The sequence below is a fragment of the Paenibacillus thiaminolyticus genome, from assembly GCF_003591545.1.
Classification (GTDB): Bacteria; Bacillota; Bacilli; order Paenibacillales; family Paenibacillaceae; genus Paenibacillus_B; species Paenibacillus_B thiaminolyticus_A.
Window position 1 is genome coordinate 20480 of record NZ_QYZD01000036.1, and the last position, 16081, is coordinate 36560.

At 54.5% G+C, this 16081-nt stretch carries 15 protein-coding genes, 1 pseudogene and 1 riboswitch; of the genes and pseudogenes, 5 read left to right on the top strand and 11 right to left on the bottom strand.

The annotated features are described in order from the left end of the window. Window positions 1–94: 94 nt before the first annotated feature. Both DQX05_RS25220 and DQX05_RS25225 read right to left on the bottom strand, forming a co-directional pair. Window positions 95–1081 carry a sensor histidine kinase gene (locus DQX05_RS25220; protein ID WP_119796103.1) on the bottom strand — a complete coding sequence of 329 codons (987 nt, stop codon included), beginning with the start codon at window positions 1079–1081 and terminating at the stop codon, window positions 95–97. Further along, a complete protein-coding gene (locus tag DQX05_RS25225) occupies window positions 1078–1773 on the bottom strand; it encodes a response regulator transcription factor (protein WP_119796128.1) in 696 nt (231 codons plus the stop codon). Before DQX05_RS25225 ends, DQX05_RS25220 begins: the two co-directional genes overlap by 4 nt. Window positions 1774–2029: 256 nt before the next feature. On the opposite strand from DQX05_RS25225, the gene coaA reads away from it, so the two are divergent. Further along, window positions 2030–2950, top strand: coding sequence for a type I pantothenate kinase (gene coaA / locus DQX05_RS25230; protein WP_119796104.1), 921 nt, complete (start codon window positions 2030–2032; stop codon window positions 2948–2950). Between the two features lie 128 nt (window positions 2951–3078). Beyond that, window positions 3079–3795 carry a hypothetical protein gene (locus DQX05_RS25235; RefSeq protein ID WP_259392222.1) on the top strand — a complete coding sequence of 239 codons (717 nt, stop codon included), beginning with the start codon at window positions 3079–3081 and terminating at the stop codon, window positions 3793–3795. Window positions 3796–3892: 97 nt separating this feature from the next. Here the strand turns inward: DQX05_RS25235 and DQX05_RS25240 are convergent, their stop codons facing one another. The 6 genes and pseudogenes from DQX05_RS25240 to DQX05_RS25260 all read right to left on the bottom strand — a co-directional run bounded on the left by DQX05_RS25240 (window position 3893) and on the right by DQX05_RS25260 (window position 12417). Beyond that, on the bottom strand, window positions 3893–4168 hold the full coding sequence (locus DQX05_RS25240; RefSeq protein WP_087440113.1) for a helix-turn-helix domain-containing protein: 276 nt from the start codon (window positions 4166–4168) through the stop codon (window positions 3893–3895). Between the two features lie 789 nt (window positions 4169–4957). Beyond that, window positions 4958–5881: a DMT family transporter gene (locus DQX05_RS25245; protein ID WP_119796105.1), complete on the bottom strand. Its 924-nt coding sequence runs from the start codon at window positions 5879–5881 to the stop codon at window positions 4958–4960. Window positions 5882–5993: 112 nt separating this feature from the next. Then, a riboswitch (FMN riboswitch) is annotated at window positions 5994–6140 on the bottom strand. Window positions 6141–6329: 189 nt separating this feature from the next. After that, a complete protein-coding gene (gene rpoD, locus DQX05_RS25250; RefSeq protein ID WP_119796106.1) occupies window positions 6330–7208 on the bottom strand; it encodes an RNA polymerase sigma factor RpoD in 879 nt (292 codons plus the stop codon). Between the two features lie 717 nt (window positions 7209–7925). Continuing rightward, window positions 7926–8525: pseudogene (locus tag DQX05_RS25255) on the bottom strand (Vat family streptogramin A O-acetyltransferase); the annotation flags it as partial. Window positions 8526–8851: 326 nt separating this feature from the next. Beyond that, window positions 8852–9010 (bottom strand): hypothetical protein, encoded by a 159-nt coding sequence (locus DQX05_RS31110; RefSeq protein ID WP_006677627.1) that lies wholly within the window; start codon window positions 9008–9010, stop codon window positions 8852–8854. 176 nt (window positions 9011–9186) lie between these two features. Further along, window positions 9187–12417 carry a DEAD/DEAH box helicase gene (locus tag DQX05_RS25260; RefSeq protein ID WP_119796107.1) on the bottom strand — a complete coding sequence of 1077 codons (3231 nt, stop codon included), beginning with the start codon at window positions 12415–12417 and terminating at the stop codon, window positions 9187–9189. 276 nt (window positions 12418–12693) lie between these two features. On the opposite strand from DQX05_RS25260, the gene DQX05_RS25265 reads away from it, so the two are divergent. The 3 genes from DQX05_RS25265 to DQX05_RS25270 are packed head-to-tail and all read left to right on the top strand — an operon-like array spanning window position 12694 to window position 14098. After that, complete coding sequence (locus DQX05_RS25265; protein WP_119796108.1) at window positions 12694–13245, top strand: helix-turn-helix domain-containing protein; 552 nt, start codon at window positions 12694–12696, stop codon at window positions 13243–13245. Window positions 13246–13250: 5 nt separating this feature from the next. Further along, window positions 13251–13415: a hypothetical protein gene (locus tag DQX05_RS31115; RefSeq protein ID WP_182914898.1), complete on the top strand. Its 165-nt coding sequence runs from the start codon at window positions 13251–13253 to the stop codon at window positions 13413–13415. A 35-nt stretch (window positions 13416–13450) separates the two neighbouring features. Next, window positions 13451–14098: an alpha/beta hydrolase gene (locus tag DQX05_RS25270; RefSeq protein ID WP_119796109.1), complete on the top strand. Its 648-nt coding sequence runs from the start codon at window positions 13451–13453 to the stop codon at window positions 14096–14098. A 128-nt stretch (window positions 14099–14226) separates the two neighbouring features. On the opposite strand, the gene DQX05_RS25275 is transcribed toward DQX05_RS25270, so the two are convergent. The 3 genes from DQX05_RS25275 to DQX05_RS25285 all read right to left on the bottom strand — a co-directional run bounded on the left by DQX05_RS25275 (window position 14227) and on the right by DQX05_RS25285 (window position 15708). Next, window positions 14227–14466 (bottom strand): DUF4274 domain-containing protein, encoded by a 240-nt coding sequence (locus DQX05_RS25275; protein WP_259392223.1) that lies wholly within the window; start codon window positions 14464–14466, stop codon window positions 14227–14229. Between the two features lie 330 nt (window positions 14467–14796). Next, window positions 14797–15081 (bottom strand): GNAT family N-acetyltransferase, encoded by a 285-nt coding sequence (locus DQX05_RS25280; protein WP_472924378.1) that lies wholly within the window; start codon window positions 15079–15081, stop codon window positions 14797–14799. Window positions 15082–15084: 3 nt separating this feature from the next. After that, the gene (locus DQX05_RS25285) at window positions 15085–15708 is read right to left on the bottom strand and encodes a class I SAM-dependent methyltransferase (protein ID WP_119796112.1); all 624 of its coding nucleotides are present in this window, start codon (window positions 15706–15708) and stop codon (window positions 15085–15087) included. Window positions 15709–16081: the final 373 nt, after the last annotated feature.

Here is a 16081-nt window from a genome sequence, read left to right on the forward strand (position 1 = left end):
AATCTTTCAAAAAGTCTACAGCTTTGTAAGGTTCGATCCAAATAATAGTTCCCAGAACAAAAAACCGACAAGGGATCGCTCCCTCATCGGTCGTTCAAGTACGGGCGAACGGGAAAATAATCCGGACCGTCGTGCCTTGGCCCTCCTCGGATTCCAGTTCGATCTCATGATGCAGCTTGTCGAGAATCTCCTTCGCCAAATACAGCCCCATTCCGGTCGATTCTTTATATTTCCGTCCATTCTCCCCCGTAAAAAAGGGCTGAAACACCCGCTTCCTATCCTGCTTCGGAATGCCGGCTCCGCGATCCTTCACTTCCAGGACGACGGCCCGCCCCTCCGTATAGGCCGTGGCCGTTACTTTCGAGCGGCTGCCGGCGGAATATTTGATCGCGTTCGTCACAACCTGCTGCAGGACGAAGCGCAGCCACTTCACATCCGTCTCGACCGTCAGCTCCGGACCAATCTGAATATCCGGATAGACGTAGCTGCGGATGAAATAGCGCTTGTTCTCATGCACAACATCATGAACGATGGCGCGCAATGATTTTTTCTCCACATGGAAGTCATGCTCGAACGTATCGAGCCGCGCCATATAAAGCACCATGTCAAGCCCGCGCTTCATCTGATCGGCCTCCTCCGAGATGCTGGCAAGCTTCGGATCCTCCGCATCCTGCGTAATCAGCTCGATCACCGAGAGCGGGGTCTTCATCTGATGCACCCATTGGTTCATGAAGGCCAGATGATCCTGCTGCTTCCGCTCCCACACCTTCAACTGCTGCTGATAGTAGCGGTATTGATGGTCGATCGTATCGTCCACCGCTCGGGACAGCGGCGCCGCATCCGCGAGCTGAATCGTGGAGGTCAGCGAAGCCGGCGGATCGGTCAGGCGCTTGTACATGAGCCGGTGAGTCGCATAGCGGTACCCGAGATATAGGGCGAAGACGCAGAGGCCGAGGAACATCGCATACATCGCCGTCAACGGGCGATCATAACCGTCATACCAGAAGACAAGCAGGACAAGCAGCAGTTGGACGCAGGTGAATCCGGCCAACGGAAGATGCTCACGCCAGAACAGCTTCATAGGGCTTCCCAGGTCACATTCAGCCGGTAGCCGACGCCGCGCACGGTCTCGAGGGCGTCATCGATGCCGAGCTCCGCCAGCTTCTTGCGGACCCGCGTAATATTGACGCTAAGCGTGTTGTCATCGACGAACGAGTCATCCCACAGCTTGTCCAGAATCAGCTCCCGGGTGACAGCGCGGGGACAGCGCTCCAGCAGCGTCTCGATCAGAATCGCTTCCTTCTTCGTCAGCATAATCGTCTTCTCGCCCAGACGCAGCTCCAGCCGCTCAAGATAGAGCGCCAGCCCGTACCGTTCCAGCGTGCGCTCATCCGCCTTGACCGCATAATCGCCGTATACCCGCCTCAGCGTGCTGCGAATCTTCGCCAGCACAATCTCCGAGTGGAACGGCTTCGTAATATAATCATCCGCCCCATTCTCTAATGCCATCACTTGATCCATCTCTCCGCTTCGTGCCGAGATGAACAGAATCGGACAGGTCGAGACGGTGCGGATCTGGCGGCACCAATAATAACCGTCGAAGCTGGGCAGATTGACGTCCAGCAGGACGACATGCGGCTGAATGTCCCGGAATGTATCGAGCACTCGATCGAACTCGTCGACGATAATGCCTTTGTCACCGTATTTTTCAATATGAGATTGCAATAATTGCGCGATTTTCGGATCGTCTTCCACGATCATGATTCTATACAAGTTCAATGCTCCTTCCTTCCATGCCGCGGCCCGTGCCGGGGCATTTGGCTTGCGATTCGCTCCGAACCAAGAATGAACCGAATGTAGCATATACGAAGCAAGAAATCAATCGGTTTCGCCCCTCCGTCAGACTCTTCCCGGCAGCCGGAAAGGCGAACTTACTTGACAAGATCGCCCATTTTGGAACATGATATGTGAGTCTATTATCTTATCTAAATTCCAGTTGCAGTCATTACTCGGAGCGAGAGGTAGAACGATGTATAACCCTAGTCCCTATATCACAATGAAGCGGTCAGAATGGGCCCGCTTGAACGGCCAATCCCATCTGTCGGTTACCCCCGAGCAGTTCAATCAATTGAAGGGATTGAATGAGCGTATCGCCCTGGACGAATTGGAGGAGGTCTATCTTCCACTGACGAAGCTCCTTCATATTTATGTGACCGCTGCGCAGCATTTGAAGGCGTCGTCATCTTCCTTCCTGGGCACCGCCACCGATAACGTACCTTATATTATCGGGATTGCCGGCAGCGTCGCAGCGGGGAAGAGCACGACCGCGAGGCTTCTCCAAGCGCTGCTGTCCCAGTATAAAGAACACCCCCGCGTCGACATCGTGACGACGGACGGCTTCCTGTACCCGAACCGGACGCTTGAGGAACGGGGCATCATGAATAAGAAAGGATTTCCCGAGAGCTACGATGCGAAGCGGCTCCTTCGCTTCCTGATGGATATTAAATCAGGCAAGACCGAAGTGCATGCGCCGGTCTATTCGCATCTGTCCTATGACATTGTCCCCGAGGAGCGCATTGCCGTATGCCAGCCGGATATTCTGATTGTCGAAGGAATCAACGTGCTGCAGGTCAGCAAGGAAGCGAGCGTGTTCGTCAGCGACTTCTTCGATTTCTCCATCTATGTCGACGCGCAGGAGCATGACCTGGAGACATGGTATATCGAGCGCTTTCGTCTGCTGCGGGACACCGCCTTCCGCAATCCGGATTCCTACTTCCACCGCTATGCCAGCTTGACCGAGGAAGAGGCGGTTCGGAGGGCGAAGAACATCTGGCGGGACATCAACCGGGTCAATCTGGTCGAAAATATATTGCCTACCCGCTTCCGCGCCAAGCTCATATTAAGCAAGGCCGCCGATCATCGAATCCGCGACATTCTGCTGCGCAAATAACATAGCTCCCCGGACATCCGTCCGGACAGACGAAGAGCAGCCCGATGAAGGGCTGCTCTTGTGGTTCAGAGAGCCCTTCTGCCTCGGGGCTCCGGCTAACGATGCATCCGTCCAGGAGCATACGGCCCTTGGTCAGCGCGCTCGAAGCCCGGGCCGCTGAGGCGGCCGGGACGATGATGAAGCAGAATCTGATGCGCCCGATGAAGGAGCTGTACGAATCGATTACGAACGGACAGCCTCCCGCTTTTTTGCAGCAGGCGCAAATTTGTATTATGATCGTACACATCATTCGCATGTTGCGAGGAGGCTTAGCCATGTTTGATCCTACGATTTTTGACAATCTGAAGGTCGTGATGGAAGGTAAAATCTATGATCTGGATCAGGAAGGAGAATGGCTCGTCATCGGGCGGGAGGATCTGATCGATCTAGCCGGGTTCGGGCGGACATTCCGCATGCGGGTGCAGCGGCCTGGAAAGGCCTGTATAGCCGCATTGACGCTTGCGAGCGGATTGGCCGATTTCGCAGCCGAGCTGCGGGGTCTGCGGCTTGTCGGGGAGGAGCCCGGCGCCCGGCTGGAGCTGTCCTTCGAGCTGGCGGGCGATTATACGGCGCGGGCGGACGAGATGGGTGAACGGTTGGCCGCCATCTGGGGTGACTCGTTCCTCATGCGGCAGGAACGAACGGTTCCCGTCCTGCCTCGGACCGGGACAGCTTCTCCCGCCGCGGACGCAGGAACGCACCGCATCGTGCTGACGTTCAATCATCCTATCGACGAGCGTCATCTGGGCGAGCTGGACGGGCTCGTCATGCAGGCGCTCGATTCGCTTCAGTTCCTCAGCGAATAGCTGCAGGGGGCACAGGGGCATCCCTCGCCCGCTGCCGATCATGCATCGGGCGGGGCTGCATTCATGCGGCTCCGCCCTTCTCGCGTGCAGATACATGCTATTTGTTCGTCCATTTATACAGTGGATAATAATAGCCGACTTCCCGTCCCATCAGCTCGCATAATTTGACTACGCGTTCCGGGTTCGGCACACTGCCCTCGAATACCCACTTCTCGGCCGTACGCTGAGTAACGCCGCAATACTGCGCGATATCGGCCGTCCGCAGCTTCAGCCGGATCATATCCTCGTAGAGGCGCTTGTCCGTCAAGCTGCTCTTGAGCTTGCGCTGAATCGGGTACTCCCGGAACCCCTTCGGTTCAGGCTTGCGCCGCATCGCTTTGCAGCGCTGACATAGGTATTGGGAAGATGCATTCCCGCACTGTGCGCACTGGCCCTGTCGTCTTCTCTCTTGCCTTAACTGTCTCATAGATGTTTTTGCACAAAAAGCCATGATGCCCATTGCTCCTTACAACGAGATAATTCAGCAGATTATGCCAACTAATGGCTGTCCTGTACTGATATTAAATGGAATCGGCATATTGAACAACCGACAAATGATTACAATTGCCGACATGCCGCCAAATGCAAACCAAGCGGCCGCTCCAGGGCAACCGCCCGGCTGAGCAACCGCTTGCTTTGCGATATTGTATATTGGCAAGCTTCATATTTCGTTCAAGGAGCGCAACGTTCAGCGAAGCGGCCGGCCTGGCCTGTCGCGATCCGATTATTGCGCCGTTAAGCCACCATCCGCCAACAGACTGGGTCCGGTAATGTAGGAAGAGAGTCGTCGCAGGCCAGGAGCACACCAGAAGCACTGTACGGCTTCGCTTCATCCAGCACTTGAAGGAGGCGCTGCAGCCCTTCCAGCAATAAAAGGAACTGTCCTATGGGCATCGAGTCATTACGCAGGGCAAGACGGAACAACAGAGAATGGGAGACGGGATGAGCGGGGGACGATGGTTGAGCAGCGAATCCTGCCATTGTGCAGGAATTTACGTTATTTTAGCCGTTATCTGATGGGATTCTCGGCAAGTCGGGCTGTCAGAAGCAAGGCGGGGCTGTCTCACTGTAGCTAACAACTACATTATGAGACAGCCCCTATTCGCGGCAATCTATGATGGTATTATTCCTGCTGACGGGCCACGCAGAACAGCGCAATCCAGATCAAAGCGAATCCAACCACTTGCGCCACGGTCACGACCTCATGAAAGACAATCCAGTTCACCAGCATTCCGACCAACGGGAAGGACAGCTCCGCGAGCGTCGCATAAGAAGCCTTCGTGACGGCCAGGCCGCGGTAATACAGCAGCAGGCTCAGCAGACCCGGCAGCAACACTTGCAGCAAAATGTAGAAGGTCAGCTTCCCCCACTCGCCCGAGGGGATGTCCCAGCTCGGATGTTCGCTCCAGGTGATGACGAACAATAATGGCAGGCCAAGCGCGAACCGGAGCGCCGTAACGGTCTCATACTTCATATCGTTCAGCAGCAACCGCCCCATGACGGTCGAACCGCCCCACAGGAAGGCGGCGCCGAGCGCGAGCAGGCTGCTTACGCCGATGACCTCGCGCACATGCCCGATCGGCAAAGTCCAGCCGAACGTGAGCAGATAGGTGCCGGCTACCGCCAACACCAGCAGCAGCCCGAAGCCTCGCGGCAGCATCTCCCGGAGAAGAATGCGCGCCAGCAGGATGGCGAACAGCGGCTGCAGCTTCTGCAGCAGAAGCACCGCGTTCGGATTGCCCATCACAAATGCGTCCGTGAACATAATGGTAGCGGTGACGGATCCGCCCCAGGACAGGAAGAGCAGCGCCACAAGATGCCGCCAGGTGATGCTCTTCAGCTCATGGCGGTTCACCCACAATACCGGCGCCGCGAACAGCAGCAAAATAAGATGTTCAACTAAAACGATCTGTGTGGATGTCAAATAATCCAACACAAAGGTGCGGAAGACCGGTCCGATCCCCCATAGAGCGGCACCCAGCACGACGTACCAGATCCCTCTAGATGCTCGGGCAGCACCATGTCCCGGCTGCAATGCTTCGTCCATATTCAATAACCTCCACGGTCGTTGAACAGGATCTAGGCCTAAGAAGACTTACTTCGCCAATGATCATATGTGGTTAAGATGACATACAACATACACCACGTGAATCGGGATAAGCGATCTTCTTCCATCCGGACTATACCGTCGGCTTTGGCTTTGCACCAAATCAGTCGCCGCTTAAGACAGCGGCGAGTCGCGGGCTCGGGCTGGAGAACAGCACCTTACCGCCGGTCAGGAATTGCACCTGGCCCTGAAGATCCTCATTCAAATCAGTCGTAGGCTTGACCCTTGCGGCAGTCATGCCCCGTTCTTCATTATAACTTGAATCATACGCACTTCAACTGAAAATTTCGTGTCGCCTCACAGACGCAAAAGGGGCACGCGCAGCGAACGCGTGCCCCTCGGCAGCATATTATATCTTATAATTGCATCATGGCAGCAACAGCCCCGCTTATTCGAGAAAATCCTTCAACCGTTTGCTGCGGCTCGGATGTCTTAATTTGCGGAGTGCCTTCGCCTCGATCTGCCGGATGCGCTCGCGGGTCACCCCGAATTCGTGGCCTACCTCTTCAAGCGTCCGGGTGCGGCCGTCATCCAGTCCGAAGCGGAGACGCAGCACGTTCTGCTCCCGCTCGGTCAGCGTGTCGAGCACATCCTCCAGTTGGACCTTCAGCAGCTCGTAAGCCGCGGCATCTGCCGGAGCCAGCGCCTCCTGATCCTCGATGAAATCTCCCAGGCTGGAGTCGTTCTCGTCGCCGACAGGAGTTTCTATCGAGACCGGCTCCTGGCCGATCTTCATAATCTCCCGCACCTTTTCCGGCGTAATCTCCATCTTGACCGCGATCTCTTCCGGCGACGGCTCCCGGCCGAGTTCCTGCAGCAGCTCCTTCGAGATCCGGTTGAGCTTGTTAATCGTCTCGACCATATGAACCGGAACCCGGATCGTGCGAGCCTGATCCGCAATCGACCGTGTAATCGCCTGACGAATCCACCACGTCGCATACGTGCTGAACTTGTAGCCCTTCGTGTAGTCGAACTTGTCGACGGCCCGCATCAGGCCCATATTGCCCTCCTGAATCAGATCGAGCAGCATCATGCCGCGCCCGATATACCGTCTTGCAATACTGACGACCAGACGGAGATTCGCCTCCGCGAGTCTTTGCTTCGCTTCGGCATCCCCCTGGACGACCCGCTTGGCCAATTCGATCTCTTCCTCTGCGGACAGCAGCGGTACGCGCCCAATCTCTTTTAAGTACATGCGCACAGGGTCATCGAGTTTGATCCCGGGTGGCAGCATCAGGTCGTAGTCCTGTTGATCGTTCGTAAGCATCCAATCCCCCCTGTAACCCGCTAGCTGGAATGTATATATTATTCTTGACACAATATGCCGAATGTGCTAAGATCGAAATTAAATGTGCACATAAACAATTGGCAACGGATAGTTTATCATATTTTCGTGATAGTTTCAATACATAATTGATGAAGTGATGGTTTTTCAATTTCTGGCATTCTCTATTTTCCTTCATTTTCGTGTGGATTGCAAATGCAGCTTCTCGTCATGGACGGGAAGTTTTTTTGATCCCTGCTGCACATAGATACGCAAATCAGCCCCCATCTATTCCTCGGAACGGAGAACAGATGGGGGCTTGCCGGTGTAGAATGAAAGCTATAAGACCGCAGCAACATGGGCAATGCGCTGCACTACAGCCGCGTTCTCATAGTTATATTGAGGGTACCGATGAGCCAGGAATCTCAACACGTCCTGTTCTTCTTCCGTAATGTACAGCAGCGGCAGCATATAGGCCTTATCCTCATAGACATAACCGCGATGCTTGGCAACATACAACGGCGGAGCGCGAAGAGAGACTTCCAGATACCCGATATCCCGCTGCGCCTGCCGCTTCGAGATCTCGACCTGCTCCGCCAGCTTGCTGCTGTTCGGGTAGAGCCTGCTCTGATCTGCTGATCGAACCATTGAATCCGGTGCATATTGCTCATTTTCTCTGCTCCTTCCCCCCGTCTGCCGCAGCTTGTACCCGGCAAGAGCCATATCTCCGCTCACAATCGCCCCGATATAGCGATTAATAAGCTCGATGCCGCAATCCCACCATCGAATCTCAAGCAGCTTCGCGATCGTCTCGGGGGAGAAGCGCCTCCGTATCTCCCGGGCAGGATTGCCACCGACTATCGTATATGGCTCCACATCCCGGACGACTACCGCTTCGCGCCGATGATGGCGCCGTCCCCTATCGTGACGCCGGGCATAATGGTCGCACGCCGCCCAATCCAGACATTCTTGCCGATGACCGTGTCGCCTTTGAGCGGCAGTTGCTCCAATGCCGGCGCATGGATCTCCCAGCCATGGCCGAAGATATTGAACGGGTAGGTGGAGCCGTCCATGCGATGATTGCCCCCGCCCATAATAATCGCGCCTCCGCGGCGATGGAGCAAAATTTCCCGATAATCAGCTTGTCCCGACCGCTTCATAATGGTACAGCACTTGCTCCTCGAACGATTCTCCATTCATGGCATCATAATACGAATATTCCCCTGCGACGATGTTGGGCATCGTAATGACGTTGCGGATGAACTGCACGTTTTTATTTCCGGGGATCGGATATTTGTCTTGCGGATTCGGTCCTTCCATCTTCGCATCATCCTTTTAGCGCTTCAATTTGTCATGCGCCGGAAAGAGGAGGCTCACATCAAAAAACCTCCTGATCCGATCAACGGATAGGAGGTTGGCATGCGTGCACAAAGACAAGCTCTGCTTCATAAGCAGAGTCGTTCTTGTCCCGTATGGCGGCAAAAGCCCAGACCGATCCTATCCATAGCACTTCGCATTCTTCATTCTGCGGCGGATAGTATTAGCAGATCATCGGCTTTCGCTCACCCTCTCATTATATTGCCTCTATTATCGCAGGATCCATCTGGAATTCAATAGCAAACGTAAGCTAAACGGATGAATCATGCTTACTTTTTATCCGACAGCACGATACATAAGGTAGCGATCGGGCCAAGCAGCAAAGACAGCAAGAACCAGTTCAATCCGCTCCGGTTCTTCCCCTGGGCCAAGCCGGCGTTGATCAGAGCCAACGTGCCCCAGCCAACGAAATAGCCTTCATTAAGCATAGTCCACCTTCCTTGATCCATTTGTTCCAGCTTATCATTTGTTTTCCATTTTGTCAGGACGCCATATATCCTTACTCTTCTCGGAGAGGGCTAGCGCCTCCTGCGGCGGAAGCGGATTGCAATATTCGCGCTACGGGCTGGTGCGCCCGCGGCCCCCTCGCGGTCCGAGCGCTGGTTCAGAGCATAAGCAGCTCCCGGATTTCCTCTTCCGTGATGGCGGATAATGCTTCCTGATTCGGTTCAAGCACTTCTTGAATCAAGTTCATTTTTTTCTGCTGAAGCTCATACATCTTCTCTTCAATCGTGCCTTGCGTCACGAGGCGGATAACTTGAACGACATTCTTCTGCCCGATCCGATGGGCCCGATCAGCCGCTTGCTGCTCCACCGCCGGATTCCACCACAGATCGTACAGAATGATCGTGTCCGCTCCGGTCAGGTTCAATCCCGTTCCTCCCGCCTTCAGCGAGAGAAGGAATAGATCCCGCTCCCCCTCGTTGAATCGGCCGCACAGCTCGACTCGTTCGCGGGCAGGCGTCTGCCCGTCCAGGTAGAAATACGGCACGCCATGCTTGCCCAGCTCCCGCGCAATCAGACCGAGCATCTCCGTGAATTGGGAAAAGACAAGCATGCGCCTGCCAGCGCTTCGATACTCCGCGATCATATCCAGCAATTGTTCGAACTTCGCCGAGCTGCCGGCATAGCCTTCGACGAACAAGGCGGGATGGCAGCAGAGCTGGCGCAGCCGGGTCAAGCCCGCCAATATTTTGATCCGGTTCTTCCGGAAGCCGCCTGTGCGCAAATGCTTCACTGTCTCCTGCCGCAGCTCTGCGAGGTACGCTACGTAAAGCTTCTTCTGCTCCGGCAGCAGCTGCGACGCTTGCTGCGATTCGATCTTCTCCGGCAGCTCCTTCAGCACGTCGGTCTTCATTCGGCGCAGCAGGAAGGGGCGCACCCGCCGCGCCACGGCATCCCGCGAGAGCTCATTGAATTCCCGTCTCCCCGGGAACAGTCCAGGACAAATAACGTCGCAGATCGACCACAACTCCTCCAACCGGTTCTCCACAGGAGTTCCCGTCAGAGCGAAGCGATGCCGGGCCTGAATAGCCTTTACGGCTTGGGCCGTCAGTGTCGCATAGTTTTTGAACGCCTGGGCCTCGTCCAATATCAGCGTATGGAACCTCGTGCTCGCAATCTGCCCGATATCCTGGCGCAACAGAGGATACGAGGTAATGATGACATCGGTGCGGGATGCATCGCGCACGATGCGGCTTCGCTCTTCCTTGCTACCGTCCGCAATCACGACGCGAAGCTCGGGGGCGAATCGGTTGAGCTCATTGCGCCAGTTGTACATGAGAGAAGCCGGAGACACAATCAGGGCCGGCATGCCGGCTTCCCGGATGTCCGGCAGTACAGAGAGCACGAAAGCAATGCTCTGGATCGTCTTGCCCAATCCCATCTCATCCGCCAATATCCCGCCGAGGCGATAATGGGCGAGTGTCTTCAGCCATTGGAACCCATACTGCTGGTACTCGCGTAAAATCGGAGCAATCGAAGCGGGTATGAGGAATTCCAGGTGATCGGGATTGCGCATATGCTCCAGCAGCTTGCGGAACCCCTTGCCGAGACGGATCGCACTTCCTGTGTGCACCGTATCCATCCATTGAAGTCCGCGCGCAACCGGCAGCCGCAGCCTCGTCCCTTGGATATGCTCCTGCCGCATCCCCATATCATTGAGGAAGGCGATGATTTCTTGAAGCTCGGCGCGATCGAGCGGCAGCAGCGCGCCGTTGGGTAGCCGGTGGTATCTTCGTTTTTCTTCGAGAGACTGGATAATCCGGCGGATCTCTGATTCCGGAATCCCGTCCATCTCGAACTGGAACTCCAGCCAATCGTTGCGCTCATCAACGTCGACCTTTACAGCCGGACGAACAGACAGGGGATGCAGCCTCAACTTTACCGCCGTGGTCGCGAAGACGTGGACAAGCTTCTCCAGTTCAGGCAGCACATGATAGAGGAAGTCGAACTCTTGCTCTTCATTGGCCAGAAAGAACCCCCCCTCCGTCTTCACGAAGGAATTGCGCTCCAGCAGCCCTAGAATCCGCCGCTCCTTCTCGCCGTCCCGGAGCAGAATCCGGCCCTCGCCGCTCCCCTGTCCTCTGCTCTCCAGCGGATTGATGACCATCGTGCCGTAATGGAACTCCAATCCGGCAAGGAGGCGATCCTTGACCCGATCGAGATACAGCTTGGCGACAAGCGGCGTCCGCACCATTTGATCGGAGACGGATTGGCTAATCCGGACTTGGCCCAGCTTCATCAGGCCCGGGATGACCTTCTCCATAAATGGCTCCGCTTGCTCCGGCTTAATCGCAATCCGGGTGCTATGAGATGCGTCGACGATCCGCTGCAGATCGGCAAGACGCTCGAGCAGCTCCTGCGAAAGGCTCCACAGCTTCCCTTCGGAGAGCGCCCATCCATAGGCCGTCATCGGGATAACCCGTTCCAGACCTGCTATGTCCAGCTCGTACCCTTGATCCTTTATCTGCGACTGATCGAAGCCGAAGACAAGCGGGAGCGGCCCGTCCGCGATGACGATCCCATCGAAGCGGCTGCCGCCCTGCATCACCTTAACTGCCGGAGCCGCCGTGAGCAGGGGAAGAAGCTCTTCCCACATGGAAGAAGGAATGAGCAGCAGCCGTTCGGAATCATATCCCGCCTCTAAATACCTCATATCACTGTCGAGCATGCGTATCAGAAGCTGGAGGATCGCGTTAGTTTCAGAACGGAAGCTGTGAAGCTCCGGGTCGTACGTAAAATATCTGGACACCTTGCACGCTTCGCGATGCTGGATGCGCCGGAGCAATTCCTCTACATATTGAACCTTGTATAACCGGCGCGGGCCGATTCTCAGCTCTATCCCGAACCTATACTTCTCATCCCTGCAGATCACGGGCTTGCATAGGAATTCCACGTCAAGCACTTCCCTGGGATCGAAGAGAGGACGGGCTTCGGTTGGACGAAGCGGCTTCTCGTCGAACAGCTTCAATATCCGCTCCCCTGCCTCTTCGACGGTCTGCAGCCTGCCGTCCCTTCCCTGCTCCGGGGCTTCATCCCCAAGCTGCATAGCGTGAATAGCCATCAGCGCTGCGGCAATATGCTTGCAGTATTGGTCCTCGGGATGAAATGCCGGACAAGTACATGAAGCCTTCACCTCTTCCCCATGCGAGAACTTAACGGTAACCTGAAGGATGCGATCACCCTCCTCGATCGATGCCTCGTAACGCTGCGTACCTGATCCTGTCTCCCTTGCTATCCTCACTTTGTGCGATTGGAACCAAACTTCCCCGTCCTCATAGGAGAACCGGCCGCACAGCAGTCGAATCATCTGATCATCAAGCTGAAAGCCCAAGCAATTGCCCCTCCTGTCTCTACCATTTTCGTCCTAATTGCTCATGTGTAACGACCCCCGAACTCGCTTACCGTTCGATCATAATGGAGTTTCAACTGTTTTTCCAGCCTCTGTTAAGCATGCCGCTCATCTCATCCACCGCTGGCCGCCATTTGCTTGCCTCCTCATTATCACTAGGATGACAACGTCTGCTTGACATCCCTTGAACCGAATTATATTATCATATTTGAGAATATAATCATTTTTGATAACAATAAATAATAGGCGGGAATCCATTTGAAAAAGAATAAAGCCGATTTGCTCCTGCATCCGGTAAGGATAAAGATCATTCTGAATGTCATGCGTCAACAACGGGCCACCGCTTTGCAATTGCACGAGCTGCTGCCCGAAGTTCCGCAGGCTACGCTCTATCGTCATCTCCATAAATTAGCCGAAGCAGAGGTGCTGATTGTCGTCGAGCAATATCAAGTTCGCGGCGTAGTCGAGAAAGTATACGCATTGTCTCAGGAAGGAGTGAACTTAACGGAAGCCGACCTAGAAAATATAACAAAAGATGACCATATGCGATATTTCACTACGTTCGTTTCCAGTCTGCTCCATGATTTTTCTCAATATTTAGAACAACCCGATATTAATATGGCTCAAGACGGCGTCGGTTACCGCCAAAGCTCCCTCTATTTGAGTGACGATGAATTTGAAGAAGTGATGGTTCCTTTTCAGGAAGCACTGTACAAAGCAATGCAGCACGGCCCCGCGCCGGGGAGACGGCGCCGAACACTTTCACTCGTCGTCATTCCGGAAGCGGAAAATAAAAGCGAGGGAGAATAGATGGATTGAACGCACATTGTAGTGACATCGAAGTAACGATTGACAGCGCTTATCCTTTGGCCGGAACATTGTTGGTGCAGCATGCGGCGGTACAACCTGTCCCCGCGATTTTACTGATTTCCGGGACGGGGGAGAGCGATCGGACGGCAACGGTGGCGGCCTCAACATGAATATTTAAAAAGACCTGGCGGATGCATTGGGAAAAATGGGGTTGGTTACGCTGCGCTACGACAAGCGCGGCACACATGCGAGCGGAGGGAAGTTTTATGAAACCGGATTCTGGGATCTGGTGGAGGACAGTACGGCTTGCGTCCGCTTCCTGCAGTCCCGGCCAGAAGTCGATCCGAATCGAATTGTCATATTGGGACACAGCGAAGGAGCAATAATCGCCCCCGTCGTGCAGGCGAACCAGCCGGTGCAGGGGCTGATGCTGATCGCCGGCGCCTTCGAGAATTTGGTGCATGACACCATGCCGCGTCAATCAGCACAGGTGCTGCAAGAAATGGAGAGCGCGAAAGGGATCAAAGGCTTGCTGTTCCGTTTGTTCAATGTGCCGGGGAAAACCAGAAAGCAACGTGCCGCTTTTATGGAAATGGCGATTTCCTCCGCTACGCCAACTTTACAATTTAAAGGCACCAAATTTTGCGACAAATGGTTTCAAGAACATGCCGCTCTGAACCTCGCGGAGTACGTGAAGAAAGTGTCCTGTCCCCTTTTGGCCATCACGGGCTCGAACGATATTCAAACGCCGCCGGAGCACGCAAAAATGTTCGCAGAAGCCGTCAAGGGCGAAGCCGAATGGCATATCGTGCCGGAGATGAATCATATCCTGCGAAAATATAAGTTCATTTAACAGCGGTTCAAGCTTCATTCAAGGGGGCCGGATACCAATCCGCTTGGCATCCGGGCCTCCTCTTCATCCAATGCCGAATCTCCCGTCTGCAGGACGTTCCTGTCCATCGCCTGGCTTGTTCGAATTCTTCATGACGAACCTCCCTGCTCCCCATGATGATGGCGCCGGGAAGCCAGCCTGTCCTTCAACCGTAAGGCAAGCTCTTGCCAACGCCGATATTCCTCCGCTTCCGCCCGCCCTTCATCGTCCTTTTCCAGCCAACTGCCGCCATCCATCAGCTCATACATATCCAGCAAAGTGATCTCGGCGCAGGCCGGCTTGCTTCTGCCCAGTTCATAACATGCTCTCCCCTCTTGCTCTCCTTTCATTCGATCTCCATCCCGGCGGCTCATAGCCTTCCTGTCGCCACAACGAGGCGCCTCATTCCTTGCTTCACCGCTTGCCGTTCCAGTTCAAACAGGATCATACGGGCATATCCATGTCTTTGAAAAGTCAGTCAAACCAACCGCTCTTTGCATTCATATCGAATAAAGACGGAATGCCATGCTGCGAAATCAAGAACTGTCAGCCTTCCTCCATGATGATGGCTTCCCCGATCTGACAGTAATCAAAGAGTTATTGCTACGATATCTGTATGTATTAGCTCGGATTCGTAAAAGATCATGCCATCTGGCTCGGGATAGACGTCTATTCATTCCCTACTCTTCCCGCATCATCATTCCGATCGCAAATGTGTCGAAGCCAAATCTCTCATAATACGAAATCTTTTCCGCTGAACAAAATAATTGAACATGCAGGCCGGCTTCCCTGCAAGTTCTGCCCAGGCGGCGGATGAGTTCGCTGCCTATCCCCTGCTGCTGATAATCGGGATGAACCCCGACTCCGCACAGATAGGCATTAATAAATCCATCTGTTACGACTCTCCCCGTGCCAACCAATCGCTCCCCATCATATACATGCATCGCAAACCCGCTTTGAAGAATCGATCATCCTCCTGTCTCCCCCAGAGCTCCGGGCCGTGCCCAGACCAGTTGGACCATATCAAGCCAATAGCTTTCCGCCCTGACGATCTCGAGACCCGCTTCATGTATCAGCTCCTGAATATCTCTGGTATGATGACATCCATATGCCCGGTACAGTAACGGATCCAATACCTTCTGAGCGGCGGATAATACACGATTGGAACTGATGCCATGCTCCATGAGAAGAATCGAGCCATCGGGTCTGCACCACCGCTTCATTTTCTCCAGCACCATGCGCGGCTGGTCATAACTGCACATTGATAACGTGGACACGACCGTATCGAATGAATGCGCGGCGAAGTCCAACTCTTCAATATCCGCACAAATAAATCGGGCATCAAGGCGATGCTCCTTGGCGGCCCGCTGCGCCTTCTCCAGCATAGCCGGGCTGAAGTCGGCTGCCGTAACCTGTACGCCGGGAGGATAAAGTGGGAAATTCGCGCCTGCCCCTACGGCCAGCTCAAGCACTTCGCCCTTCGCATCACTTAGAAGCTGCTGCCGCCATTGCTTTACTTTTGAGCCTTCTCTTTTCTTATCGTACTGGTTCGCCTGCCTGTCGAAAATTTGAATCAACTTCTGCTTCTCCATCGTTTCCCCACCTTATCGATTGTATATGCCTCATCATAGGGTTGACTCCAAAACACCGTCATTTCATTGTCCGTTTTCCACTTTCCCCCTATACTAATACACAAGCATGAAATGAACAATGCGTGGAACGGCGGTGTTTCATTCAGGAAGGAAGTGTAGGTTTTCATGGATATTTTGGAACATAATCGCTCGGCCTGGACTCACAATGTCGAGTCCTTCAACGAGTGGACGCTGCCCGTCTCATCCGCAACGATCGAAAAAGCTAGACAGGGAGAATGGGATATCTTGCTTACGCCGACACGCCCTGTCCCCCGCACCTGGTTCCCTGCCTTAACCGGCTTGAGAGTTGTATGTCTCGCATCGGGCGGAGGAT